Below are 24,456 nucleotides of genomic sequence, written 5' to 3' on the forward strand. Positions count from 1 at the left end.
CGATCGCCTCGTTCTGAGGTCGGTCGTCGCGAGGCAGGGCCGTCCGTCGGATCGGCGAGCCCGATGTGCCGCCCTTGTCACGCCTGCAAAAGATGTGCGCGCAAGGATTGCACTGCGCCGGGGGGCGAACGAAGATGATCGCGCGCAGCCGATCCGGCCTGCGCGAAAGAATTTTTCCGAACCGAAGGATCACTCCCATGGCCAGCGTCGATGTTGAGATGGTGAAGTGCGCCTGCCCGGATTGCGTCTGCGTCGTCTCGCTGTCCAAGGCCGTGACCCGCGACGACAAGGCGTTCTGCTGCGATGAGTGCGCCGAGGGTCATCCCGACCATGCCGGCTGCGACCACGCCGGCTGCACCTGCCACGGCTGATCTGAATCGACGTCGATCGGGCCCGACTCAGTTCGGCCCGGTCGCATGCGGCTGCGTCGCCTTGGCGAGGAAGCGCATGAGCGCGTCGCGGTCCTCGGCGCTGTTGATCGTCTGCTCCGGCATGCGGGTACCCGGCGTGTAGCGCGCAGGCCCGACCTCGAACAGGCGGGCAACTGTCTCCGGGGTCCAGACGATGTCCATGCCCCGCAGCGCCTCCGAGTAGCGATAGCCCGGAACGGCGGCGATGCGCCGGCCGAAGATGCCGGCGAGCGTGGGACCGGCGCGGGGCGGCTCGTCGGGCGTCAGGGTGTGGCAGGCCACGCAGGCGCGGAACACCTCCGCGCCACGCTCGCCGTGGAAGGCTGCCAGCGCGTCCGCCGGCCGGGGCATGGCGAGCGGACCGATCGGCTCGCCGCTGCTCGCGTTCCAGCGCCGCACGAGGCGGTCGCCGCCGCCGGTGACGAGTTCGCTCCCGTCCGGACGCCACGCCACCGACCAGACCGGCAGGCCCGGCCCGACAAGATTGAACAGGACCTTCCGGTCGGCCCGCGCGATCATCGCGACGGTTCCGCCGGCGCTGGCCGCAGCGATCCGGGTGCCGTCGGGGGAGGGCGCCAGCGCGATCACCGGCGCGGGCCCGAGTTCGACCTGCCCCCGCTCGCTCCCGTCGCGTCCGAGAAACCGCACCGTCGCATCCGCCCCCGCCGCGGCGATCTCGCCGTCGGCGGTGACGGCCAGCGCGCTGAGCGGGCTCGGCAGCGTCGCCGACGTGACGGGCTGGCCGTCTCCCGTCCAGATCCGCACGCTCGCGTCGGCTCCGGCCGTGACGAGTCCGCCATCCGGCAGAAAGGCGACGGCGTTGACGTTGCCCTTGTGTCCCTCAAGGATCCGCGCCGGCCCGCCCTCGAGCGGCCAGATCCGCGCAGTGCCGTCCCAAGCGGCGGAGGCCAGAGCCGCGCCGTCCGGCGAGACGACAAGCCCGGCGACCGGGCCGGCATGCCCTTCGAGAACGCGCTCCGGCTCGGCCTGCCCGAGCCGCCAGAGGGCAATGCGCCCGTCCTCCGAGCCGCTGGCGAAGCGGCCGTCCGGCAGGGCGGCCACTGCGTTCACCGCACCGTCGTGAAAGCGCAGGACGCTCAGGGCCGCGCCGGTGTCGAGCCCCCAGACGATCGCCGCCTGATCGAACCCACCCGAGACCGCGAGCCGGCCGTCGCCTGTGATCGCGAGCGCCCGCACCGGCCCGCCGTGACCGCGCATCTGCGCCGCCGCCGGCAGCGCGAGCAACAGGGCAGCGATCACTCCGACAAACCGCGTCACCCGCATCGTCAACCCACCTCGCTTCCGCGCGGCGGACCATAGGCGAGAGGCCGGGGCCGTGTCCGCCCGCGCGGGTGAGAGTTTCTGTCTCATGCGGCGGGCGGGAAGAGCACCGAACGAAGAGCGCCCAACCTTGATCCGCGACCCGCGATGGCGCATCGCTCACGACGATGAGACAGGACGGCGCCTCGCAGGTCATCCCCGTTCCGCACACCGCAGATTCGCGCGCCGCACGGTCCGCGCGCGTGGACGGCTGACCTATGCGCACGCCCTCGGCCGCCCTGATGCCACTGGCTGAAGCCCTTGCCGGGCTGCGCAGCCTCGCCGCGCCGGTCGCGCCGCGAACCGTCCCGCTGGTCGAGGCGCAGGGAGGCATCGCCGCTGCGACGATTCACGCTCCCCAAGCCATCCCGCCCCAACGCACCGCCCTACGCGACGGCTTCGCGGTGGAGGCTGCCGCGGTCGGCGGCGCCTCCCCCTACGCGCCGGTGATGCTGCCGCGCGCGCCGGTCTGGGTCGAGGCCGGCGATGCCATGCCGCTCGGCACGGACGCCGTGCTGCCTGCCGAGGGGCTGGAGGGCCGTGACGCCGTCGCTGAGATCGGCGCGGGCGAAGGCACCCGCGGGCCGGGCGACGACTGGTCTGAGGGCGATATCCTCGTTGCGGCGGGCGAGCGGATCACGCCGCGCCATTGCCTCGCGCTCGCCGCCGCGGATGTGCGCAAGGTCGCGATCCGCGCTCCTCGGATCCGCCTGATCGCGACGGGCGCGCCCGAGCCGGATGCGCTGTCGCCGATGCTCGCCGCCCTCATCGCAGCTTCGGGCGCCACCGCCGAGACGGTCGCGGTACCGGACGACCCGGAACTGATCGCAAGGGCCATCACCGCCGCGGGGGCTGACGCGATCTTCGTCCTCGGCGGCACCGGCTTCGGCCGCAGCGACCGCAGCGCCGAAGGACTGGCCGAAGCTGGCCGCGTGCGCGCCTACGGCCTCACCCTGCGGCCCGGCGAGACAGCCGGCTTCGGCGAGGCGGGGGGACGGCCGGTGCTGCTCCTGCCCGGACGGCCCGACGCGGCGCTCGCCGCCTTCCTGGCACTCGGCCGGCCGCTGATCGCCGCCTTGGCCGGAGCCGTCAAACGGACGCCGCGAACCGGCACGCTCCGGCGCAAGATCACATCGACCGTCGGCCTCGCCGAGATCGTCTACCTTCGCCGCTACGGATCGGAGATCGAACCGCTCGGCGGGGCCGATCTGCCGTTGCGGCGGTTGATCGAGGCGGACGGCGCGGTGCTGGTGCCGCCGGAGCGGGAGGGTTATCCCGCAGGCAGCGAGGTCGAGGTGGTGCCGCTGTGAGCACGGAGCGCGAGATGGAATTCGCCCGGCGCCTCGCCGCGGCGGCTAGGCAGGAGCAGTTCCTCACGGTGATGAGCCGGGAGGAGGCGCTGGCTGCTTTCCGGGCCGGGGTTGCTCACGCGGCGCTTCCCCCGGAAACCTTGCCCCTGGCGGACACGCTCGGCCGCGTGCTCGCGCGGGATGTGGCCTCGCCCATCGACGTTCCGCCCTTCGATCGCGCCCTGGTCGACGGCTTCGCCCTACGCGCCACCGATACCGAGGGCGCCAACGCCGATCGGCCGCGCCGTCTCGCGCTCAACCGCGAGATCCTGGCCTGCGGCGTCGCCTCGGCGCTCCCCGTAGACGCCGGCACCGCCACGCCGATCGCCACCGGTGGCGTGATCCCGCGCGGCGCGGACGCGGTGGTGATGGTCGAGCAGACCGAGTTCTTCGAGGACGCCCTCGCCGTCGATGTGACAAATCCGGTCCGGCCGGGCCAGTTCGTCGGCTATGCCGGCGCCGACATGGCCTTCGGCGAAACCGTCCTGCGCAAGGGCACGGTGGTGACCGCCCGCGAGATCGGAATGCTTGCTGCCTGCGGGCTGTCCGAGATCGCGGTCGTGCGCCGACCGCGAGTGGCCGTGCTCTCGACGGGGGACGAACTCGTCGCGCCGGGCGAGGCACTGCGGCCGGGCGCGATCTACGATTCGAACGGGGCCATCGTCACGGCGTCGGTGTCCGAGAACGGGGGCGAGCCGGTGCCGCTCGGCATCGTGCGCGACGACGAGGCCGCCCTCGAGCAGGCTTTGCGCGAGGCGCTGGCGCAAGCCGATCTCGTCGTTCTGTCGGGGGGCACCTCCAAGGGGGCGGGCGACGTCTCCCACCGCATCCTGTCGCGGCTGGGCAAGCCCGGCATCCTCGTTCACGGCGTGGCGCTGAAACCCGGCAAGCCGCTCTGCCTCGCCGTGTCTGAGGGCAAGGCGGTGGTGGTGCTGCCGGGCTTCCCGACCTCGGCGATGTTCACGTTCCACGAATTCGTGGTGCCGCTGGTGCGCGCGCTCGCGGGGCTTCCGCCGCGGGAGGAGGAGGCCGTCCCGGCCCGCCTGCCGCAACGGCTCGCCTCCGAACTCGGCCGCACCGAATTCGTTATGGCCTCCCTCGCCAGAGGGCAGGACGGCCCGGTCGCCCTGCCGCTGCCGAAGGGCTCGGGCTCGGTCACCGCCTTCTCCCAGGCGGATGGTTTCTTCGCCGTTCCCGCCGCGCGCTCGGGGATGGAGGCCGGCGAGACGGTCTCCGTCGTGCGCCTGGGCGCCGGGGTGCGGCCGCCGGATCTCACCCTCATCGGCAGCCACTGCATCGGGCTCGACCGCATGGTCGGGCTCCTGGCCGAGCGGGGTTTTCGCGCCCGCACGGTTTGGGTCGGCTCGGCCGGGGGGCTCGCAGCCCTGCGCCGGGGCGAGTGCGACCTCGCCGCCCTGCACCTGCTCGACCCCGAGACCGGCTGCTACAACGCGCCCTTCCTCGAACCCGGCATGGCGCTGGCCCCCGGCTGGCGCCGCCTGCAGGGCGTGGTCTTTCGCGAAGGCGATGCCCGCTTCGAGGGCCGCATCGCGGCGGACGCGGTGAGCGCGGCCCTCGCCGATCCGGACTCGGTGATGGTCAACCGCAATGCCGGCTCCGGCACCCGCCTCCTCGTGGACGGGCTGATCGGCGCCGCCCGGCCGCCGGGCTTCTGGAACCAGCCGCGCTCGCACAACGCCGTCGCGGCCGCCGTCGCGCAGGGCCGGGCCGATTGGGGCGTGGCGATCGCGAGCGTCGCGCGCGCCTACGGCCTCGGCTTCCTGCCCCTGGCGCAGGAGCACTACGACTTCGCCTACCGCGCGACGGACCGCGACAAGCCCGCGCTCGCCGCTTTCCTCGCGCTGCTCGGCACCGCGGGGGCCGAGGCGGCCCTGACCGAATTCGGCTTTGAACCCGGCGGAGGCGACTCGTGAACGGTTTGCGTGTCATCGGCCTCGCCGGATGGAGCGGGGCGGGCAAGACGACCCTGCTCGCCCGCCTCATCCCCGTGCTCGTCGCGCGCGGCGTGCGGGTCGCGACCCTGAAACACGCCCACCACGCCTTCGACATCGACCATCCGGGCAAGGACTCCTTCGTCCACCGGCAGGCCGGTGCGAGCGAGGTGATCGTCTCCTCCGTCCGGCGCTGGGCGCAGATCCGCGAAGTCGAGGAGGGCGGGGAAGCGACGCTGCCCGATCTGCTGCGGCGGCTGACGCCGAGCGGGCTCGCCCTGATCGAGGGCTTCAAGCGCGAGGCGCATCCGAAGCTCGAGGTCTTCCGCGCGGCCAACGGCCGTCCGCCGCTGCACGGGCAGGATCCGCACATCGTCGGCATCGCCAGCGACGTGCCGTTCCCTCAGGCCGGCCTGCCGGTGGTCGGGCTCGACGACATCGAGGCGATCGCCGCTCTCGTTCTCGAGCGCGCCGAGGCGCTTGAGCCGGTGCTCGCCCGGCTGGAAAGATCCTGAGCGATGGCACAGCTCACCGACGACTGCTTCGCCTTCGGCGGCAAGCTGATGCGGGTGGAGGAGGCGTTGGCCTCGATCGCCGAGCCCTTCCCCGTGATCGCCGGCACCGAGAGCGTGCCGCTCGGCCTCGCCGACGGGCGGATTGCGGCCGAGGACGTCTTCGCCGCGCACGATCTGCCGCCGTTTGCCAACACCGCGGTCGATGGCTACGCGGTGCGTTTTTCCGACCTCGCCACGGTGGGCGACACCGTTCTGCCGGTGGCCGGACGGCTCGCGGCCGGTGCCGCCGCGGATGCCATGCCGGAGGGGGCGGCCATCCGCATCTTCACCGGTGCGCCGATGCCCCCGGGTGCCGACACGGTGTTCATGCAGGAGGATGTGAGCCGCGAGGGCGACCGCGTCACCCTGCCGGCGGGTCTGAAACGCGGCGCCAACGCCCGGCCGGCGGGGGAGGATTTGGGCCGGGGCAGCCTTGCAATTCCCGCCGGGCGGCGCTTGCGCCCGCAGGATCTGGCGCTCGCCGCTGCCACCGGGCATGCGCGCATCACGGTGCGCCGCCGCCTGCGCGTCGCCCTGTTCTCCACCGGCAACGAGCTGAACGAGCCCGGCGTGCCGCTGCGCCCCGGCGCGATCCACGATTCGAATCGCGTGCTGCTCGCGACCTTGCTGACCCGGCTCGGCGTCGCGGTGGACGATCTCGGCATCCTGCGCGACGACCCCGCGACCCTACCGGCCCATCTCGCCGAGGCGGCGCGTGACCACGACCTGATCCTCACCTCCGGCGGCGTCTCGACCGGCGAGGAGGACCATGTGAAGGCGGCGGTCGAGGCGCAGGGGCGCCTGATGCTCTGGCGCCTCGCGATCAAGCCCGGCCGCCCGGTCGCGGCGGGGCTAGTGGCGGGCACGCCGTTCATCGGCCTGCCGGGCAATCCCGTCGCGGTCTACGTCACGTTGCTCTTCGTGGTGCGCCCGCTGCTCGCCCGCCTCGGCGGCGCGCTCTACGAGCCGCCGCTCTCCTGGCCGGTGCGAGCGGGCTTTGCCTACCGCAAGAAGACCGGACGGCGCGAGTTCGTCCGCGTCAGCCTTTTTCGCGACGCGGGAGGAGGGCTGGAAGCCCGAAAATTTTCACGCGATGGGGCGGGCGTGCTGACGTCGCTCACCGAGAGCGACGGCCTCGTGGAACTGCCCGACGACACGACCGGCATCGCCCCCGGCGACACGCTGGCCTATTATCCGCACGCACTGCTCTGGTAGGTGGCCTCCGGGTCGAGGTCGGACAATTGAGAAGCTCCGGCAAGGTCGACGCGCGGCCCATCGTGGACCCTGCGAGGGTCCACTTTCGGGTTGGCGATGGGGCGGAGGCGACCGACCGGGTTCGGTAGATTTGCTTCCGTCCGCTTCCATTCGCACGTTTGACGGAAGCGAACGTCGGACTGACCAGTCATACCTAATCCGGTCGATCCCATCGGGATGGCGGATTTGGCTTTGGCGGGTACCCATCGCGCCCGCGCGATGGGATCCCTCAAGCGCCGCGCGGGCTGGCTGATCCGCTCCCCGTTCTGATCGAGCAGAGACCGGATCAGGTCGTTCACGTTGCCCAGTTCTGCCGAGTCGAGGTCAGGCTGCCCGAACGGTGGCGAGGAAACGCGTCACCTCGGTTCCGAGATGTTCGGACTGGCGGGAGAGTTCGGAGGCCGCGGACAGGACCTGGCTGGCAGCGGCCCCCGTGCCCTCGGAGGCTTGCGCCACGGTTGCGATGTTGGTCGTCACCTCGCTGGTGCCTGCGGACGCCTGGGCGACGTTGCGCACGATCTCCTGGGTCGCCGCGCCCTGCTCCTCCACCGCGGCGGCGATCGAGGAGGCCACCCCGTTGATCTCGCGGATACGCTTCGTGATCGAGCCGATGGCGGCCACGGCCTGCCCGGTAACGTCTTGGATCTGACCGATCTGTGTTCCGATTTCATCGGTCGCCCGCGCCGTCTGCGCGGCCAGTTCCTTGACCTCGGTGGCCACCACCGCAAAGCCGCGGCCCGCATCGCCGGCCCGCGCCGCCTCGATGGTGGCGTTCAGCGCCAGCAGGTTGGTCTGGCTGGCAATGTTCGCGATCAACCCGACCATGTCGCCGATACGGGCCGAAGCTTGGCTCAGGGCCTGAACCAAATTCAGGGTCTGGTCTGCCTCTCCGACGGCCACGCGGGCGAGGTCGGAGGAGCCGGATACTTGGCGTCCGATCTCCTGGACCGAGCTTCCGAGCTCCTCGGCCGCGGCAGCGACGGTGTGGACGTTGGTTGCCGCCTGCTCGGCGGCGGCGGCGACGCTCACCGACTGGCTCGCAGTCTCGGCCGCCGTGCCGGTCATGGTCTGCGCGGTCGCCTGGAGTTCCGTCGCGGAAGACGACACCGCACCGACGATGCCGCCCACCGATCGTTCGAAAGCGTCGGCCATCTGCCGCATCCCGGCTTTGCGCTGCTCCTCGGCGGAGGCACGCGCCAGCACGGTCTCCTCCTCAAGGACGCGTGACCTCAGCAGGTTGTCGCGGAAGACCCGCACGGCGGCAGACATCGAGCCGATCTCGTCGTGACGCTGGGCGTACGGGACTTCGGCCTGGGCGTCTCCGTCCGCCAGACGACGCATCCGCTCGGTCATGCGGGTGATCGGACGCGCCACACCGAAGAAGGAATACGCCATTGCGCCGAGCGCGAGGAGAACGGCGATGCCCAGGGTCACCAGCATTGCACGGATGGCGGAGGAATGTTCGTTCCGGATCTCCGAGCCTGCGTTCTGCCCCTGGGACAGTTTCAGCTCGACAAGAGCGCGGGTTGCATCCGCGACAGCCCGGTAGGGGGCGTACATCTCGCCGTTGAGGTGAAGAATGGACGCATCCCGGCTTCCGAACGGCATGTCCCGCAGAGATTTCCAAGTTGGCTTGAGAAGCTCGTTCTTCGCCACGAGGTCGGCGTAGAGCCTCTTCTCCTCGTCCGTACTGATGAAAGCCTTGAAGGCTTCGATCTTGGCAGACCGGTCGCGGATGAATTCCTCGACCTTGGCCATGGTTTCCGCCCTCAGGCTCTCGGTCGTTGCAGCCGCGTAGCGGAACTGCCAGAGCCGCCCACGGGTGACGAGGACATTGATGGCGTTCGCCTCGTTCATAGCGGGGATCGTCGTGTCGAGCAGCTCTTCGGTCTTTTCGGAAATGGCGTCGAGCTTCATCAAGCCAACGGCCCCTTGGGCCACGGACAGTGCCAGAAGTGTAGCGAACGATCCTGCAAGAGCACTCTTGATACTGATTTTCATCGACCTGGCCTAGCTTGTGAGCCAAGAGGTCATACGTGGATTCATGCTAAGCAATCGTCAAAATTTCGAGCGAAATATAAATCACATTTTGTATCGCTCGAACAGATTTGGATGTTTCAGTATCAGATCATGATAAATATTTCTTCGACCTGCTTTCCTGGCATGATCTGATTAAGCCAGCTAAGCAGTTTTAGGCTATTTTTACCATCTCGACGATGGGATCTTCGCTCCTCCAAGCATCGTCGCACCAGTTTGCCGGGCGCGGTTGGGCTGCAGCGGGAATGGCGGTTTCGGAGAGGATCGCCGGGGTCCTGTCTTCGACCCTTAGCGAACCTCGTCATGCCGCGCAGCGGGTTGGCTGACGTCTATCCGCGAACCCCGTCGGGCGGCGCGTAGCCCGAAGTGCGACCCGCCCGATCGCACAGATCTTCGCGAAAGGCGGCAAGGCGTCCGGCCCCCAGGCCGGCGCGCGCGGCGAGGAAGTAGACCTCCCAGCCGAGCGGACGATAATCCAGCGCGAAACGCTCGGCGACGGCGCGCGTGCCCATGCCGACATCGGCCGCGCCGGTGGCGATGAGGGCCGCCACCGCCTGGTGGGTGAACTCCTCCGTGTGGTGGCCAATAATGGCCCCCGGTGCGAGACCGGCCTCGGCACAGAGCCGTTCGAACCAGATCCGGGTGCCGGCACCGCGCTGACGGTTGACGAAACGGGCCTGCCGAAGGGCGATGTCGGTGATCGTTTCGAGTTCGAGCGGGTTGCCGGCCGCCAACATGAAGCCCTGCTCGCGGCGAAACAGCGGGACGACAGCGAGATCACGATTCGCGAAGACGGCGTCGAACGGTGGCGGTGGCGGTCCGTCCGAGCCGTAATGAAAACCCGCGGCATCGACGGTCCCGTCGCGCAGCCGCGCCAGGGCATCGAGGCTGCCCGCGACCATCAGGTCGATCTCCTGCCATGCCTCGATCGCCCCCACCAGCAGCGGGTCGTGGCTCGCGGCCAGACGGATGCGGGCATCCGTCGGCTCCAGCAGCCGCCGCAGGCCCTCCGTGAGGGCCATTTCCTCGGCCGCAAGCGCAGGGGCAAGACGATTCTGCGAGGCCGTGAGCAGCACCAGCAGCGCCGTGCCGAAGGCGGTGAGCGCGGTTCCGTGCCCCTTGGTCTTCACCACGACCGGCCGGCCGAGCGCTTTTTCAAGCGCTTCGAGTTGGCCCCACGCGGAGCGGTAGGAGATCGAGAGCCGCTCGGCGGCGCTCTGGAGCGAGCCTGACTGGCCGAGCGCGTCGAGAAGGCCGTGGGCGCCGCGCAGCGCGAAGGCGGAAGCGCCCTCGCAGCGGCCGTCCACGTGAAGACGTACGCCGCGCCGGGCCGGCTCCGACGGGGTCGGCAGCACAGCGGACGCGTCCTGAATGGACATATGCAAGGCCTTTCCTATTGATCTTGCGCGCTCCGGCGTATCATCCCCGCTTGTCCCGCGCAGCCCCGCGAGTCCGTCGCTTGAGCGAAACCCTCCGAGAGACCTTCGACCGCCTGTGGACGCTCGACCGGGACGTCCTCGCGATCGCGTGGCTGTCGCTGCGCGTGAGCCTCACGGCCGTCGGCATCGGGCTGCTGCTCGGCGTTCCGCTCGGGAGCCTGATCGCCGTCCTGCGCTTTCCGGGCCGCGATGCCCTGGTCGGGCTGCTCAACACATTCATGGGCCTGCCGCCGGTGATCGTTGGGCTGATCCTCTATCTCGCCCTGTCGCGCTCCGGCCCGCTGGGGTCGCTCGGGCTGCTGTTCACCCCCACCGCCATGGTGGCGGCCCAGGCCGTGCTGGCGACGCCCCTCGTGGCCGCGCTGACACGGCAGGTCATCGCCGACGCGGAGGCGCATCTCGGCGAGCAGTTGCGCTCGCTGCGCCTCTCCGCGCCGCGGCGTGCGGCCGTGCTGATCTACGACGCCCGCTTCTCGCTGTTCACCGCGGCGCTCGCCGCCTTCGGCCGGGCGATCTCGGAGATCGGCGCGGTGCTCGTCGTCGGCGGCAACATCGACGGCCATACCCGCACCATGACCACGGCGATCTCCCTCGAGACGCAGAAGGGCGATCTCAGCCTCGCCCTGGCGCTCGGTGCCGTGCTGATGGGCCTCGTGCTCGCCGTGAACGCCGCCGCCGCTCTCCTGCGCGGCCATGCCGTGAAGGCCTACGGATGAGCGCCGCCCCCGCCATCCATCTCGACGGCGTCAGCCTGACGCTCGGCGGGCGTCCGATCCTCGACCGACTCAGCCTCGACGTCGCCGCGCCCGGTGTCACGGCTCTGATCGGCCCCAACGGCGCGGGCAAGAGCGTGACGCTGCGGGTGATCGACGGCCTGCTACGACCCGATTCCGGGACAGTGCGTCTCGTGCCGGGTCGCCGCGCCTTCGTGTTCCAGCGCCCGGCCCTGGTGCGCGCCAGCGCCGCCGCCAACGTCGATTTGGGGCTGCTCCCCCTGAATCTGTCCCGCCGCGAGCGCGCCGAGCGGATCGCGGCGGCGCTGGCCCGCGTCGGCCTCTCCGAACGGGCGGAGGATGCCGCGACACGATTTTCCGGTGGCGAACAGCAGCGCCTCGTGCTGGCCCGCGCCTGGGCGATGCGGCCCGAGCTTCTCCTTCTCGACGAGCCGACCGCGAGCCTCGACCCGACGGCGACCGAGACCATCGAGAGCCTGATCGCGGAGATGGCGCAGGCCGGCACCGCCGTGCTCCTCGTCTCGCACAATCTCGGGCAGGTCGCCCGGCTCGCCGACGAGACCATCGTGCTGGCTGGCGGCCGCGCCGTCGAGCGGGGCCCGACCCGATCCGTCCTCTTCTCACCCCGCACCAACGAGGCGCGGGCCTACCTGACCGGAGAATTGCCTTGGACTTCCTTCGCCGCGGCTTCCTGACCCTCTCGCTGCTGACCGCCCTCGGGGCGGCCTCGCCGCTCTCTGCCGAGCCCGCTACGATCGTCGTCGCCTCCACGACGTCGACCGAGCAATCGGGCCTGTTCAAGCACATCCTGCCGCTGTTCAAGCAGAAGACCGGCATCGAGGTGAAGGTGGTCGCGCTCGGCACCGGCCAAGCCCTCGACGCGGCGCGCCGGGGCGATGCCGACGTCGTGCTCGTCCACGACCGCCCGGCCGAGGACAAGTTCGTCGCCGAAGGCTTCGCCAAGGCGCGGCAGGACGTGATGTACAACGACTTCGTGCTGATCGGCCCCAAGGACGACCCGGCCGGCATCCGCGGCAAGGGCGTGGAGGAAGCCTTCCGGAAGGTCGCCGCGGCGAAGGCGCCGTTCGTCTCGCGCGGCGACCGCTCGGGTACGCACAGCGCCGAGTTGCGGAGCTGGAAAGAGGCCGGGATCGATCTCGCGGCCGTGCGCGGCGACTGGTACCGCGACGTCGGCCAGGGCATGGGCCCGGCACTCAACACCGCCTCGTCGGTCGGCGCCTATATCCTGGCCGATCGCGGCACCTGGCTCTCTTTCAAGAACCGGGGCGACCTGACCATCCTGGTCGAGGGCGACAAGCGCCTGTTCAACCCCTACGGCGTGATGCTGGTGAACCCGGACAAGCACCCGACCGTGAAGGTGAAAGAGGGCCAGGCCTTCATCGACTGGCTGGTCTCGCCCGAGGGCCAGACGGCCATCGCTGACTACAAGATCAACGGCGAGCCGCTGTTCTTCCCGAGCGCGAAGAAGGGCTGACGATCGGCGCGATCACCGATCTCCCATCCGCCACCTCAGGGTGAGGTCGCGGATGGGAGAGACGGGTGCCGCACTACCGCCGCGGCGGCCCGGACTGCCGCTTGCGGGCGAACATCCACACGGCCAGCACCGCCAGCGCGATCAGCACGCTGATCCAGACCCAGTTGAAGTCCGTCGCCGCGGCAGTCGCCGGCCCCGAGCTGGAGCCGGACGGACCCGATTCGGGGATCGGGGGAGCCGGGTTCGTCGCCTGCGCGAGCGAGGCCTGGAGGCCGGCAAGCCAGACGATGAGAGTGAGGGCGGCGTGTCTCATGCTACGCGAACTCCGAGGTCAGGCCGCTTCGGTGCCGGGAGGGTCAGCGCTTGGCCCGCTCGAACTGGAAAGCCGGCGCATCGTTGAGCTGCGCCTTGGTCAAGCGGACCTCGGCGTGAATCAGGTCGTGGCCCGCGAGCACCGTCGCGGGTTTGGCAGTCGGCTTCTGAGGTTCGACCGAGCCGGTCGACTCGGTGACACGGCCGCTATGCTGGTTCTGAACGGCGCCCAGCACTTCGGGGGAAACCTGCGAACCCGGCATCTTCTCCGGGGTCGCCTTGTCGGCGGCCTTCTCGCTCGGCGCGTTGGCGGGCGTCACGACGGAACTCGCGCCGGAGGTGAGCGAAACATCCTCGAAGTTCCAGGCGAGCTGATCGAAGGGCACCGCGACGTATTTCTCGCCAACTCCGAGGAAACCGCCGACCCCGATCACCACCGCCTCGATGCGGCCGGCACCGTCCACGAGCACATCCTCGATCTTGCCGACGCGGACATGATCCGCCCCGACCACGCTGACGCCGATCACCTTGGAGCCGCGCATCGTGCCGGGCCCGGGCTGCTCGATGAAGCGCGGCGAAGCCGACGAGCCCGGCGCCGCCTCGGCGAGAGCCGGGACGGGCGCTAGCGCGAGATGAAGGGCGAGGGCGGCCAGCGCGGAGAGCGGGACGCTGGACAGGTGGGGACGCATCCCTGGCTCCGGGTTCGGACGTGACGTTGCCCCCGATAACGGTTTCAAAGGCCGCACAGTTCACCGGTCTCAGGCCCGGTCTCAGGCCACGGCGTCCCACGTCTCGGTGATGACCCGTCCGGCGTGCGAAAGTCGCGCCCGCAGCACCACGTCGCCCGCCGGCCATTTCTCCGGCGGCCGGAACTCGGCATAGAGGCGCCAGCCGCCGGTCTGCGGCACCCGCTCGGCATAGGGCTCCACCAGCGCGCCGGCGCTCGCCGAGAGCGCCACGTCGATGGCCGCCATCGGGTCGTCGGGCAGGTCCGGCCCCTCGAAGTCGATGACGTAGAGGCGCCGCTGCGGTGAGGGCGGGTTGGTCGGGCGCAGGCGTTCGGCCGAGCCGACGCGGGTCGAGACAACGCGGGCGAGCGGCGGGACGAGAGCGGCTGCCGGTTCGACGCCGACCGTGGCAAGGCCGTAGGCGAGCCGCAGCGGCTTGCCCGCCGCGATGGGCGCCTCCGGCACGAAGGCGGCGACGATGTTGTCGGTCGCCTCGGTGCGCGAGGGGATCTCGAACAGCTGTACCGAACCGACGCCGAAGCCGTCGCCGTTGGGCGTCACCCACAGACCCGGCCGGTCCTCGTGGCGTGCCTGCACGTCGAGATAGGTCCGGAAGCGGCGCTCCCGCTGCAGAAGCCCAAATCCTTCGAGCGGGCTCACGCGGAACGAGGAAATCTGCGGCGCGGGCCGACCGTTGACGAGGGGTCGCCAGAGCCGGTCTCCCGGCGTCTGCACGACGAGCCCGTCCGAATCATGCACCTGCGGACGGAAATCGTCGAAGGGCTCGGCGCCGCGTACGCCCGGCCCGTTCTCGCCGAACAGGAACATGCTGGTGAGCGGCGCGAGCCCGAGCGCCGCGATGGCGCGGCGCGGGAACAGAGCGGTCTCGATCGCGGCCGTCGAGGGTTCGCCCGGCGTAACGGCAAAGCGGTAGGACCCGGTCAGGCTCGGCCCGTCGAGAAGCGCGAGGATCGTGATCGAGGCCGCATCACCCTGCGGTTCCTCGATCCAGAAGTGCGTGAAGTCCGGAAACTCTTCCCCCTGCGGCAATCCGGTGTTCACGGCAACGCCGCGGGCCGAGAGACCGTAGATCTGGTCCCGGCCGCGGATGCGGAAATAGGAGGCGCCGAGGAAGACGAGAAACTCCTCCTGGTCCTTTGGTCGGCCGGCATCGAAGCCGAAGGCGATGCGGAAGCCGGCATAGCCGAGCGAGGCCGGGTAGCGGCGGCCCTTCAGCGCCGGTCCGAGATCGAACAGGTCGGGGTCATAGGTGAAGGGACGCACGCCGTCGGGGGATTGCAGGACGATCTCGACCCGCTTCGCATGCAGGTTTCCGCGGTGGAACGGCTGAAGCGAGAAGCGGGGCCCGAGCGGGACCGTCGCCTCGGGCCGGAAGCGGATCGCCTGGAAGGCGTCGTAGTCGAGCGCGGCGAGCTCCTGCGGCAGATCGCTGCTCGGGGCACGGTAGGGCTCTGCTGCCAGCCGCTCGGCCCGCTGCACCAGGGTTTCAAAGGGGACCGGACGCGGCTCGGAAGTCCCCTGAGGCGAAGCGCTTTCCAACGTTTGAGCCATCGTTCTGGCGGCATTCAGGTCGAGAAGGCCAGAAACGCTCAAGCCGGCCGAACCGGCAAGAGCAAACCGAGCAGCGCCACGCACGATGGCGCGCCGCGAAATGCCTCTCGCCTCGGGCGCCTCGTTGTCAGCGTCCGACGGTCCAGCCATCCGTTCATCCCTCCCGCGAGTGTCGACGTCGATCATGTCCAGCCCAGACTTGCCGCAGGCGGAACGCTCCGTCGAGACGGGGGCCGGGGGTGAAACCCACCCGAGGGGCGCGGGCCCCGCCCCTCGGCCGGCCTCGTTTCGGTTGCGCCGTCTCGCCCTGGCCGGACCGACACTCGCCACCGCTGCCGCCATCGCCGCCCTGGCGCTCGCCGCCTACGGCTTGCCGGAGACGTGGCTCGGCCGCACCGTGCTCGGCCTCTTCGTGGTGCTGATGGCCTGGCAATCCTTCACCGCCTGGCAGTATCTCTACGGGTTCATCGCCGCGCTGATGGGGGACCGGGCCCTCTCGCCGCTCGAGCGGCGCGCCGCGACCATCTCCACCCGCCCGACCGGTCTCAGCCGCACGGCCGCAGTGGTGGCGATCCACGCCGAGGATCCGATCGCCGTATTCGCGGCGATCCGGGTCATGGCCCGCTCTCTCCAGCGCGAAGGCGGCAACGGTTCGGACATCGACATCTTCGTCCTCTCCGACACCCGTGAGGGCGCGATCAGCGCAGTCGAGGAGCACGAATTCGCCCGCATCCAGGCCTGGGCCGAGCGCGAGGGCCGCGGCATGCCGCGCATCCGCTACCGCCGCCGGACCGAGAACACGGGCCGCAAGGCGGGCAACATCGCCGAGTTCTGCCAGACTTACGGGCACGAATACGATTTCATGATCGTACTCGACGCCGACAGCCTGATGACCGGCGCCGCCATGCGTCGGCTGGCCCGGCTGATGGAGGAGAATCCGCGCACCGGCCTGATCCAGACCGTCTCGTATGCCGCCGGCCGCGACACCCTGTTCGCCCGCATCCAGCAATTCGCCGTGCGCCTCTACGCGCCGCTGTCCCTGCGCTGCCTGGAGACGTGGCAGGGGCCGGACGGGTCCTATTGGGGGCACAACGCGATCCTGCGGATCGAGGCGTTCGCCAACAACGCCGAGCTTCCGGTGCTCTCCGGCCGGCCGCCACTCGGCGGCGAGATTCTCTGCCACGACATCGTCGAGGGCGCCCTCCTGCGCCGAGCCGGCTGGGAAGTGCGCCTGCTGCCGGAAATGGGCGGCACCTGGGAGGAGATGCCGACCAACCTCATCGACCTACTCGGGCGTGAGCGGCGCTGGTGCCAGGGCAACCTGCAGCACATCCGCGTGCTGCCGATGAAGGGTCTGCTCGGCGCGAGCCGATGGCATCTCGGCGTCGGCATCCTCGGCTATTGCGTCTACCCGCTCTGGATCGCCTTCCTCGGCCTCGGCACGTGGCAGGCGGCGCGCTCCGGCGAACTCGGGCTGATCGGCTATGGGCTCGATGGTGGCAACGCGGCGGCCTGGTCACTCGCTGCCCTCGTCATCGCGATCATGGCGCTGCCCAAGCTCCTCAGCCTCGGCTACGTACTGGCCTCGCCCCAGCGCCGGGCCGATTTCGGCGGCACCCGCTCGCTGCTCGTGAGCGCCGCGCTTGAACAGGCAATCTGGGTCCTACTCTGGCCGGTGATGGCGCTTTTCGCGGCGGGCGCCGTGTTGACGACGCTGGTCGGCCGGGTGGTGCGCTGGGACGCGCAGTCCCGCGACGACCGCTCCGTGCCGTGGGGCGAAGCGTTCCGACTCCAGAGCGATGCCGTCGCGGCGGGCGGGGCGCTGGCGGTGCTGCTCGCCTTTTCCGGCAGTCCCTGGCTTGCCCTGTGGATGGCACCGGTCGCCATCGCCCTTCTGACGAGCCCGGCGCAGAGCGTGTTCACCAGCAGCACCCGCCTCGGCCTGGGCTCGAAGGCGCGCGGCCTGTTCCTGACGGAAGACGACACGCGCCCGGCGCCGGAACTGCTCGAACTACATCACAGCCGCACCGCCGGCGCCGAGCCGTCCGCGTTGGGCGGCACGACGGCTCCTTGGCTGCCGGTTACCATTGAGGAGACCAGCGCGCCGACGCTGCGCTGAGCCGCCCGCTCCCCCTCGCTGAGTCCCACAGTCGGAGGCGGCGAGGGTTACTTGTTTTCCAGAACCTCGATCGGGTTGGTGCGCTGCGTGGGGGCAGGCTCGCGGGTGAGGGTACTTCCCTCCTTCCGGCCGCCACTCCGTCCGCCGCCGACATCGGACCTAGTCGGCTGATCCATGCCCGGCTGCGTCGGCACCGCCCCGCTCGCCAGTTCGAGACAGGTCAGCAGCTCCACGTAGGACGGAAAACCGCCGGCCTGAAATTGCTGCGTGCACTGCGACTTCGCCGAGGGCGGGAACTGGCCCCAACGCTTCTTCAGATCGGTCTCGGCACTGCGCTCCGAGTTGAGGCAGGCATCCTTGCTCGCATTGTCGCTGAGCGTTTTCTGCACCCGCTCGGCGGATTTGCAGGTCGCCTCGACATCGAGCACCGGCGGTCCATCCGCAGCCCGTACCGTCCCGGAGACGAGGCCGAGCGCAAGGGCTGCGAGAAGGATCGGCTTACGGTTCGTCATGCGGTTCGTCATAACGGTGCGCCTCCCGGCTCGGGGCTCGTCGCCGCGACAACGCACGAAAGCCGCAACCGCACGAACGCCCTCCACAAATTTCAGAGGGCTTCCGTTCAGAAGCTTCAGCCCACCGCGCCGTGCGCGCCGGTCAGCGCAGCGTCGAGATCGCGAAACAGGTCGTCCGGATCTTCGATGCCGGTGGAAAGGCGCAGCAGATCGGGCGGGCAGGGGGTGCCCGGTCCCTCCACCGAAGCGCGGTGCTCGATGAGGCTCTCCACGCCGCCGAGAGAGGTGGCCCGCTTCCAAAGCGCCACCCGCGCTGCGGTGTCGATTGCCGCCGCTTCGCCGCCGGCGACGCGGATCGAGAGCATGTAGCCGAAGCCGCCCTCCATCTGTCGCGCCGCGACGGCGTGGCCGGGATGATCGGGCAGGCCGGGATAGAGCACCGCGCTCACAAGCGGATGCGCCGTCAGTCGCTGCGCCAACTTCAGCGCCCCGGCGCTCTGGGCGGTGGCGCGCAGGGGCAGGGTGCGCAGGCCCCGCATCAGCAGGTAGGCCTCGAACGGTCCGAGGATCGCGCCCCACCCCCCACGGATCGCGGTGAGGCGCTCCCAGAACGCATCCTTGCGCGCGCCGGCCAGAACGCCGGCGACGACATCGGAATGGCCGTTCAAGATCTTCGTGGCTGAGTGCATCACGATGTCGGCCCCGAGCGTCAGCGGCCGGGTGTGGATCGGGCTCGCGGCCGTCGAATCGACCGCGACGCGGGCGCCGGCCGCGCGGGCGATCTCGGCGACGCGGGCAATGTCGGTGATCGTGCAGAGCGGGTTGCCCGGCGTTTCGATCCAGACGAGCCGGGTCCGGCCCGGCCGGATCGCGGCGCGCACGGCCTCCGGATCCTGCATCGGAACGAAATCGACTGCGAGATCGAGGCGCGGCGCCTCCTGCCGCAGCCAGCGGCGCAGACCCCAGTACATGACCTCGGGTGCGATCACGTGGTCGCCCCGCTCCAAGGCGCAGAACAAGGCCGCCGCGGCCGCCATGCCTGAGCCGAATAAAAGCGCGCCCGCCTCCGCGGCTTCGAGCGCGGCGATGACCGCCTCAGCCTCCCGTGTCGTGGCGTTGTCGGGGCGGGCGTAGGAGAAGCCGGAGCGATAGGCGTTGTCGGGATCGCGCAGGTAGGTGGTCGAGAGGTGGAGCGGCGGCACCACCGCCCGCGTCACCGGATCGATCCGGCCGAGCGCCTGGGCCGCCAGCGTGCGGGGGCTCCAGGCCTCAGGCGACAGCCCGTGCGTTGCGGTTGCATCGGAATCGCCGTGAGGCGCGTTGGACCGGCTCATGGGTTTCCTCGTTCAGGATCGGCCAGAGCATCGTCCCGAAAGGTGGCCGCCGGCTTTCGGGACAGGACGATGCAAAAACAGGAGAAGAGAGCATCGTCCCGGATATCGGATCCGGGACGATGCTCCAGGGCGGGCTTGAGCGAATCCGACGGAGCGGGCAAGGCGGGACGATGAGCGACGGAGCTTTGCGCAGCGCATGAGCGCCCTGGACATTCCCGAACGGCCGGCCCTGCCGCCGATCCCGCGGCTCGCCGCCGCGATCCTCCCGGTCGTCTTGGTGACGGCGGTGGGCACGCTCTCGACCGGCTCCAATATCGAGGAATGGTACACGACGATCCGCAAGCCGGCCTTCAACCCACCGAATTGGGTGTTTCCGCTGGCCTGGACCATCCTCTACACGCTGATCGCGATCTCGCTCTGGCGCCTGCTCGGCGCCCGCCCGGTACCGGGCCCGGCCCGTAAGGCTTGGTGGCTGGCGCTGGCCGCCTTTGCTGCCCAACTCGCGCTCAACGCCGCCTGGACGCCGGTCTTCTTCGCCGCTCACCAGCTCGGCCTGGCGCTGATCGTCGCGCTCGCCATGCTGATCATGATCCTGTGGACGATCCGCCTGTCGTGGCGCTTCGACCGGCCGGCCGCGTGGCTGCTCGTGCCCTACGCCGCCTGGGTGGCGTTCGCCTGTCTGCTGAACGGCACGATCTGGCAGATGAATTGAGGCGTCAGGCGGCCAGCGCCCGCGTCACCGTCGAGCGCAGATCGGCCAGCGAGAACGGCTTGGTCAGCACGTCGGTGACGATGGCGTCGAGGCCGCGGGCGCGCTCGCGCTGGTCGGCGAAGCCCGTCATCAGCAGGATCGTCAGATCGGGGTAGTCGCGCTTGGCCGCGAGCGAGAGCGCGATGCCGTCCATCAAGGGCATGCGGATGTCGGTCAGCATCAGGTCGAAGCCGCCGCCCGCCTCCGACAGGCGATCGAGGCCGTCACTGCCGTCGATGGCCGTGACGACGGTGTGACCGTCCAGTTCCAGCCCGCGCTTGAGGAAGCCGCGAACCGTATCCTCGTCATCCACGAGCAGGATGCGCGCCATGGTCGGGCGTCCTCTACCAGTCCTTACGATGTGGATCGCTGCGCCCGAGTGACCGTGCGGAAGCGTGGCCTGTCAAGCCGTCTGCGCCGACAGAGTTCCCTCCGCGGGCAATTTCCGGCAAGTGTCGCGAAGTTATCAGGAATTTGCCGGACTGGCTCCGGGTCAGGTGCCGCCGAACAAATCCGCGTCGCTGCTGTCGTAATCGACGAGGCCGACAAAGGGGAGCTGGCGAAATGCATGGGCCGCATCCATGCCGTAGCCGACCACGAACACATCCGGGCAGGTAAAGCCGACGAAATCGGCGTCGATCGTGACTGCGCGCTTGCCGGGCTTTTCCAGGAGAACGGCGGTGAGGACACGCTTGGCCCCGCGCGCCATCAGCAGATCCTTGGCGAAAACGACCGTGCGGCCGGATTCGAGGATGTCGTCGATCAGCAGCACGTCCCGCCCGCGCACCTCGCTCTGGACGTCGCGCAGGATCTCCACCTGCCCGGAGGAGACGGTGGAAGTGCGGTAGCTCGACAGATGCACGAACTCGACCTGCGGCGAGAGCCCGGCCCGATGCAGCGCGCGCAACAGGTCGGCGGCGAACATGAAGCTGCCTTTGAGCACGGCGACGACGAGCAGATTCTCGGGCTTGGCCGCGACGATCTCGGCCGCCAACTCCTCGTTGCGCTTGGCGATCGCTGCCTCGTCGAACAGGACGCGGACGCGTTTCGATGCGGTGCTCATGCGGCTCTTGCTGTTGTCGCTGGCTTCTCGACGGCACGGGCCGCCCTCGGCCGTCCCGTTCCCCACCATATCATGCGCGGTCGCCTCCGCCAGCGTCGCAGGCCGGCTGAGCGGGGACAGACGTTGATATCGGCGAGCCAGGAGCAACGGCATCCGCAGACGGCGGGTCGGATTTTATGCTACTCCGTTCGTCGTCACAGTCGGAGGCTCGAACATGCAATCCGCCGAGAAGATCAGCATCACCATGACGCCCGAGCAGCTTCGGGCGGTGCGCGAGAGCGTCGCCGCCGGCGAGTACGCCTCGACCAGCGAAGTCCTGCGCGACGCCGTGCGGCTCTGGCAGCGCCAGCGTCAGGAGGACGCCGAGCGCCTCAACGTCATCCGTGCCCGCATCCGCCGCTCGCTGGATGATCCGCGGCCGGCGCTCAGCTTCGAGGACGTCGAGGCACATCTGGAGGCCTTGTTCGCCGAGGCCGAGCAGGGATCCGATCGTGCGTAGGCTGCGCGTCGAATTCCAACCCGACGCGGTGGCCGACCTGGCCGACATCTTCCGTACGGTGCTGCGTCTGAGCCAGAACCTGCCCGTCGCGCGAGGATTCGTGCGCCGGATCAGAGATCGGTGCGGCCGGATCGGCGACGCGACCCATGGCGGTCGCCCTCGGGACGATCTGGAGCCCGGCCTGCACACGGTGCCGTTCGAGCATTCAGCCGTCATCGCATACCGGGTCGAGGCCGACTGGGTGCGCATCGTCAATGTCTTCTACGGCGGCCGAGACTTCGAAGCGCTCTACCGCAGCCCTTCGCCGGACGGCGACGATTAGCTCCGCAAGACGCGCCTATCAATGTTCGCCCGGTCCCGCGCCCTCGCCGGCGAGCTTACCCGCGAAACGCACCTCGATCTGACGCCCCTTCTCGGGCGGGGCGGAGAGACTTGCCTTGAACCGCGCCCGCTCGCCGGGCTCCAGCGCGGAACGCGGCCCCGGCACGCTCCAGCGGTAGAGCGGCTGTCCCTCGGCGTCGCGCACCTCGACCTCGATCGGCGGGACGTCGACGCGCTCCCGACCAACGGAGACGAGGTCGCCTTCCACGATGAGCCGCGCGGGGTTGCTACCCTCGGCCGGCACCTGGAAGGCGGCGACGTCGGAGAGGTCGATGCCGCGCAGATTCACCGGCAGGCCCACGCGGGCGAACAGCCCGGCGGTCTGTGGCATTGCCCGCACGACGGTGGCACGGCCGAGGAGTACCAGCGGCAGGGCGGCGGCCAGAACGAGGCAGGCGGCCAGCGCCGGTGAGAGCCGGCGGGCCTTCTTCGGCTTGCCGCGCCGCCCCGCCTTCGCAGCCGCCGGACGCGAACGCCGCACGGGCTCCTCGACGGGGGCCTCGGGAGTGGGCGCGGGATCCTGCGGCGGAGGCGAAGCGGGCTCGTCCTCGGCCGCCATCTCGTCGAACATGGCGGCGACGACCTCGTCGGCCGAGATGAACCAAGTCTCGCGGCAGGCCGCGCAGCGCACCGAGCGCCCGCTGGTTCCGACGCGCTCGGCATCGATGCGATACTCGCTGGCGCAGGCCGGGCAGACGATCAACATGACGATGGGGCCGCGTCGGTCTCAGGTCCCGGCAGCGGGTTGCCGCGCTCTCGAAAAGGACACAAACGTTGTCCCCGAGTGTGGTTAACCGGTCGTGAAGTTGAGTACGGCACAGGAGTCCTGTGTCGGGCACAGAGCGTGGAGTGAGCGGGCGTTGTCGGCTGGGATGAAAACGGGCAGCCTCCTGTCCGGCGCGGAGGAGCCCGTCGTCCGGTTCGAGAGCGTCGGCATGCGCTACGGCCTCGGATCGGAGGTGCTGTCGGATGTCAGCTTCGAGATCGCGCCGCACTCGTTCCAGTTTCTCACCGGGCCTTCGGGGGCCGGCAAGACGACGCTGCTGCGCCTGATCCTACTCTCGGTCCGCCCCACCCGCGGCCTCGTCTCGATCTTCGGCAAGGAAGTGAGCGGCATCTCGAACGACGCGCTCACGGGCTTGCGCCGCCGCATGGGCGTGGTGTTCCAGGATTTCCGCCTGCTCGATCACCTCACGACCTACGAGAACGTGGCGCTGCCCCTGCGTGTGCAGGAGCGGTCGGAGGCGAGCTACCGGGCGGAGGTCGTCGAGCTGCTGCGCTGGGTCGGCCTGGGCGAGCGCATGCACGTCCTGCCGCCTCTGCTGTCGGGCGGCGAGAAGCAGCGCGCGGCAATCGCGCGCGCGCTGATCGCGCGTCCGGAACTGCTTCTGGCCGATGAGCCGACCGGCAATGTCGATCCGAGCCTCGCCCGACGCCTGCTGCGGCTGTTCATGGAGTTGAACCGGCTCGGCACTTCCGTGGTGATCGCCACTCACGATTACAGCCTGATGGATCTCGTCGAGGCGCGCCGCATGGTGCTGGCCGAGGGCCGTCTGCGGGTGGAGGGCCCATGAGCGACGTGCGCGCGCCCTCGCGAAGCGACGCAAGCCCGGCCCGGGCGGCGTCTCCCCCGGAGCCGGCTCTTCCGGCCAACCTGCGCCGCAACGCGCCTTTGGTGCCGACCGATTCCGCCGCGAGCCGGGCGCTCGCGGCCGTCATCGCCATCCTCACCTTCCTCGCCGCGCTCTGCGCCGGTGCGGCGGAGATCGCCGTCTCCAGCGCCGGCCAGTGGCAGAGCAGCGTCGCGCAGGAAGTGACGGTGCAGGTCCGCCCGAGCGCCGGGCGCGACATCGAGGCTGATGTGCGGCAGGCGGAGAGCCTAGCGCGGGCCGCACCCGGCATTGCCGGCGCGCGCATCTTCACCAAGGCGGAGTCGGAGCGACTGCTCGAACCCTGGCTCGGCAGCGGCCTCGATCTGTCGGACCTGCCGGTTCCGCGCCTGATCGCGCTGACGCTCGCGAGCGACCGCGCTGCCGACCTTGCGGCCCTGCGCACCGCGCTCACTGCGGCGCTGCCGGGTGTGGCGAGCCTCGACGATCATGCCTTGTGGCTCCAGCGGCTCTCCACCATGGCCAACACCTTCGCCGGCATCGGCATCGGCATCGTCCTCCTCGTGCTGTTCGCCACAGGTCTCGCCGTGGTCTTCGCGACGCGCGGCGCCATGGCGGGCAATCGCGAGGTGGTGGAAGTGCTGCATTTCGTGGGTGCGGACGACGACTACATCGCCAAGGCGTTTCAGAGTCGCTTCTTCCGCCTCGGGCTGAGGGGTGGGGCGTTGGGTGCCGGCGCCGCGCTGCTGACCTGCGCGCTGGCCGGCCTCCTCGCCCGGATGTGGCGTTCGGGCCCGGCAGGCGAGGAGATCGAGGCGCTGTTCGGCACGTTCCAGATCGGCTGGCAGGGTTACGCGGTCATCGTGTTCATCGGTGTGGTCGCCTCCCTCGTCACGGCGGCCGTGTCGCGGTTCACGGTGCGCCGCTTCCTCCGGTAGGATTCGGAGCGGGATCGAACCGTTAACCTTTCGACAACCATTCGGAACCGAGAGTCCCGGCACCGACATCGTCATGAGCGCCTGTTTCGTCCG

The 24,456-nt window shown here is 70.0% G+C and carries 25 protein-coding genes; 14 read left to right on the forward strand and 11 right to left on the reverse strand.

Going from position 1 to position 24,456, the window contains the following annotated elements; all coding sequences use genetic code 11:
• The first annotated feature begins 197 nt into the window (after positions 1 to 197).
• Positions 198 to 371, forward strand: coding sequence for a metallothionein (locus MFF24_RS03285; RefSeq protein WP_017486100.1), 174 nt, complete (start codon positions 198 to 200; stop codon positions 369 to 371).
• A 27-nt stretch (positions 372 to 398) separates the two neighbouring features.
• On the opposite strand, the gene MFF24_RS03290 is transcribed toward MFF24_RS03285, so the two are convergent.
• Entirely contained in the window at positions 399 to 1,694 is a 1,296-nt protein-coding gene (locus MFF24_RS03290; protein WP_238222339.1) for a c-type cytochrome, read from the reverse strand.
• Positions 1,695 to 1,948: 254 nt separating this feature from the next.
• Here MFF24_RS03290 and MFF24_RS03295 point away from each other — a divergent pair, with 254 nt between their 5' ends.
• From MFF24_RS03295 to MFF24_RS03310, 4 genes are read left to right on the forward strand one after another with little or no spacing between them, the layout of a single operon-like run.
• Entirely contained in the window at positions 1,949 to 3,040 is a 1,092-nt protein-coding gene (locus MFF24_RS03295; protein ID WP_238222341.1) for a molybdopterin-binding protein, read from the forward strand.
• Positions 3,037 to 5,013 (forward strand): molybdopterin biosynthesis protein, encoded by a 1,977-nt coding sequence (locus MFF24_RS03300; protein WP_238222343.1) that lies wholly within the window; start codon positions 3,037 to 3,039, stop codon positions 5,011 to 5,013. Before MFF24_RS03295 ends, MFF24_RS03300 begins: the two co-directional genes overlap by 4 nt.
• Entirely contained in the window at positions 5,010 to 5,546 is a 537-nt protein-coding gene (gene mobB, locus MFF24_RS03305) for a molybdopterin-guanine dinucleotide biosynthesis protein B (protein WP_133088360.1), read from the forward strand. Before MFF24_RS03300 ends, mobB begins: the two co-directional genes overlap by 4 nt.
• 3 nt (positions 5,547 to 5,549) lie before the next feature.
• Positions 5,550 to 6,800 (forward strand): molybdopterin molybdotransferase MoeA, encoded by a 1,251-nt coding sequence (locus MFF24_RS03310; RefSeq protein ID WP_238222345.1) that lies wholly within the window; start codon positions 5,550 to 5,552, stop codon positions 6,798 to 6,800.
• Between the two features lie 363 nt (positions 6,801 to 7,163).
• On the opposite strand, the gene MFF24_RS03315 is transcribed toward MFF24_RS03310, so the two are convergent.
• Together MFF24_RS03315 and MFF24_RS03320 are read right to left on the reverse strand one after the other, a co-directional pair.
• Positions 7,164 to 8,840, reverse strand: coding sequence for a methyl-accepting chemotaxis protein (locus MFF24_RS03315; RefSeq protein ID WP_238222348.1), 1,677 nt, complete (start codon positions 8,838 to 8,840; stop codon positions 7,164 to 7,166).
• Between the two features lie 365 nt (positions 8,841 to 9,205).
• Complete coding sequence (locus MFF24_RS03320; RefSeq protein WP_238222349.1) at positions 9,206 to 10,255, reverse strand: substrate-binding domain-containing protein; 1,050 nt, start codon at positions 10,253 to 10,255, stop codon at positions 9,206 to 9,208.
• 80 nt (positions 10,256 to 10,335) lie between these two features.
• Between MFF24_RS03320 and MFF24_RS03325 the strand changes: the two genes are divergently transcribed.
• From MFF24_RS03325 to MFF24_RS03335, 3 genes are read left to right on the forward strand one after another with little or no spacing between them, the layout of a single operon-like run.
• A complete protein-coding gene (locus tag MFF24_RS03325) occupies positions 10,336 to 11,031 on the forward strand; it encodes an ABC transporter permease (RefSeq protein ID WP_133088356.1) in 696 nt (231 codons plus the stop codon).
• Positions 11,028 to 11,744: an ABC transporter ATP-binding protein gene (locus MFF24_RS03330; RefSeq protein ID WP_238222351.1), complete on the forward strand. Its 717-nt coding sequence runs from the start codon at positions 11,028 to 11,030 to the stop codon at positions 11,742 to 11,744. Before MFF24_RS03325 ends, MFF24_RS03330 begins: the two co-directional genes overlap by 4 nt.
• Positions 11,717 to 12,544, forward strand: a complete 828-nt coding sequence (locus MFF24_RS03335) for an ABC transporter substrate-binding protein (RefSeq protein ID WP_238222353.1) — start codon at positions 11,717 to 11,719, stop codon at positions 12,542 to 12,544. Before MFF24_RS03330 ends, MFF24_RS03335 begins: the two co-directional genes overlap by 28 nt.
• A 73-nt stretch (positions 12,545 to 12,617) precedes the next feature.
• On the opposite strand, the gene MFF24_RS03340 is transcribed toward MFF24_RS03335, so the two are convergent.
• The 3 genes from MFF24_RS03340 to MFF24_RS03350 form a co-directional block, all read right to left on the reverse strand.
• Positions 12,618 to 12,857, reverse strand: coding sequence for a hypothetical protein (locus MFF24_RS03340; RefSeq protein ID WP_108940719.1), 240 nt, complete (start codon positions 12,855 to 12,857; stop codon positions 12,618 to 12,620).
• 43 nt (positions 12,858 to 12,900) lie between these two features.
• On the reverse strand, positions 12,901 to 13,545 hold the full coding sequence (locus MFF24_RS03345) for a PRC-barrel domain-containing protein (RefSeq protein WP_238222356.1): 645 nt from the start codon (positions 13,543 to 13,545) through the stop codon (positions 12,901 to 12,903).
• Positions 13,546 to 13,626: 81 nt separating this feature from the next.
• Positions 13,627 to 15,306: a glucan biosynthesis protein G gene (locus tag MFF24_RS03350; RefSeq protein ID WP_238222357.1), complete on the reverse strand. Its 1,680-nt coding sequence runs from the start codon at positions 15,304 to 15,306 to the stop codon at positions 13,627 to 13,629.
• A gap of 34 nt (positions 15,307 to 15,340) precedes the next feature.
• Here MFF24_RS03350 and mdoH point away from each other — a divergent pair, with 34 nt between their 5' ends.
• Complete coding sequence (mdoH, locus tag MFF24_RS03355; RefSeq protein ID WP_238222359.1) at positions 15,341 to 17,275, forward strand: glucans biosynthesis glucosyltransferase MdoH; 1,935 nt, start codon at positions 15,341 to 15,343, stop codon at positions 17,273 to 17,275.
• A 47-nt stretch (positions 17,276 to 17,322) separates the two neighbouring features.
• On the opposite strand, the gene MFF24_RS03360 is transcribed toward mdoH, so the two are convergent.
• Positions 17,323 to 17,787: a hypothetical protein gene (locus tag MFF24_RS03360; protein WP_238222362.1), complete on the reverse strand. Its 465-nt coding sequence runs from the start codon at positions 17,785 to 17,787 to the stop codon at positions 17,323 to 17,325.
• Between the two features lie 116 nt (positions 17,788 to 17,903).
• A complete protein-coding gene (locus MFF24_RS03365) occupies positions 17,904 to 19,121 on the reverse strand; it encodes a trans-sulfuration enzyme family protein (protein WP_238222364.1) in 1,218 nt (405 codons plus the stop codon).
• A gap of 196 nt (positions 19,122 to 19,317) precedes the next feature.
• Between MFF24_RS03365 and MFF24_RS03370 the strand changes: the two genes are divergently transcribed.
• Positions 19,318 to 19,833 (forward strand): TspO/MBR family protein, encoded by a 516-nt coding sequence (locus tag MFF24_RS03370; RefSeq protein WP_166059717.1) that lies wholly within the window; start codon positions 19,318 to 19,320, stop codon positions 19,831 to 19,833.
• Between the two features lie 4 nt (positions 19,834 to 19,837).
• Here MFF24_RS03370 and MFF24_RS03375 read toward each other — a convergent pair whose 3' ends face one another.
• Together MFF24_RS03375 and hpt are read right to left on the reverse strand one after the other, a co-directional pair.
• A complete protein-coding gene (locus MFF24_RS03375) occupies positions 19,838 to 20,203 on the reverse strand; it encodes a response regulator (RefSeq protein WP_003600588.1) in 366 nt (121 codons plus the stop codon).
• Between the two features lie 162 nt (positions 20,204 to 20,365).
• The gene (gene hpt / locus MFF24_RS03380) at positions 20,366 to 20,935 is read right to left on the reverse strand and encodes a hypoxanthine phosphoribosyltransferase (RefSeq protein ID WP_096485828.1); all 570 of its coding nucleotides are present in this window, start codon (positions 20,933 to 20,935) and stop codon (positions 20,366 to 20,368) included.
• A gap of 214 nt (positions 20,936 to 21,149) precedes the next feature.
• On the opposite strand from hpt, the gene MFF24_RS03385 reads away from it, so the two are divergent.
• The gene (locus MFF24_RS03385) at positions 21,150 to 21,434 is read left to right on the forward strand and encodes a ribbon-helix-helix domain-containing protein (protein ID WP_133088346.1); all 285 of its coding nucleotides are present in this window, start codon (positions 21,150 to 21,152) and stop codon (positions 21,432 to 21,434) included.
• Entirely contained in the window at positions 21,427 to 21,756 is a 330-nt protein-coding gene (locus tag MFF24_RS03390) for a type II toxin-antitoxin system RelE/ParE family toxin (RefSeq protein WP_238222365.1), read from the forward strand. Before MFF24_RS03385 ends, MFF24_RS03390 begins: the two co-directional genes overlap by 8 nt.
• 18 nt (positions 21,757 to 21,774) lie before the next feature.
• On the opposite strand, the gene MFF24_RS03395 is transcribed toward MFF24_RS03390, so the two are convergent.
• A complete protein-coding gene (locus MFF24_RS03395; RefSeq protein WP_238222368.1) occupies positions 21,775 to 22,521 on the reverse strand; it encodes a zinc-ribbon domain-containing protein in 747 nt (248 codons plus the stop codon).
• Between the two features lie 166 nt (positions 22,522 to 22,687).
• On the opposite strand from MFF24_RS03395, the gene ftsE reads away from it, so the two are divergent.
• Positions 22,688 to 23,389: a cell division ATP-binding protein FtsE gene (ftsE, locus tag MFF24_RS03400; RefSeq protein WP_166059720.1), complete on the forward strand. Its 702-nt coding sequence runs from the start codon at positions 22,688 to 22,690 to the stop codon at positions 23,387 to 23,389.
• Positions 23,386 to 24,363, forward strand: a complete 978-nt coding sequence (locus MFF24_RS03405; protein ID WP_166059721.1) for a cell division protein FtsX — start codon at positions 23,386 to 23,388, stop codon at positions 24,361 to 24,363. Before ftsE ends, MFF24_RS03405 begins: the two co-directional genes overlap by 4 nt.
• The last annotated feature ends 93 nt before the right edge of the window (positions 24,364 to 24,456 follow it).

The organism is Methylorubrum aminovorans (genome assembly GCF_022179725.1).
GTDB classification, from domain to species: Bacteria; Pseudomonadota; Alphaproteobacteria; order Rhizobiales; family Beijerinckiaceae; genus Methylobacterium; species Methylobacterium aminovorans.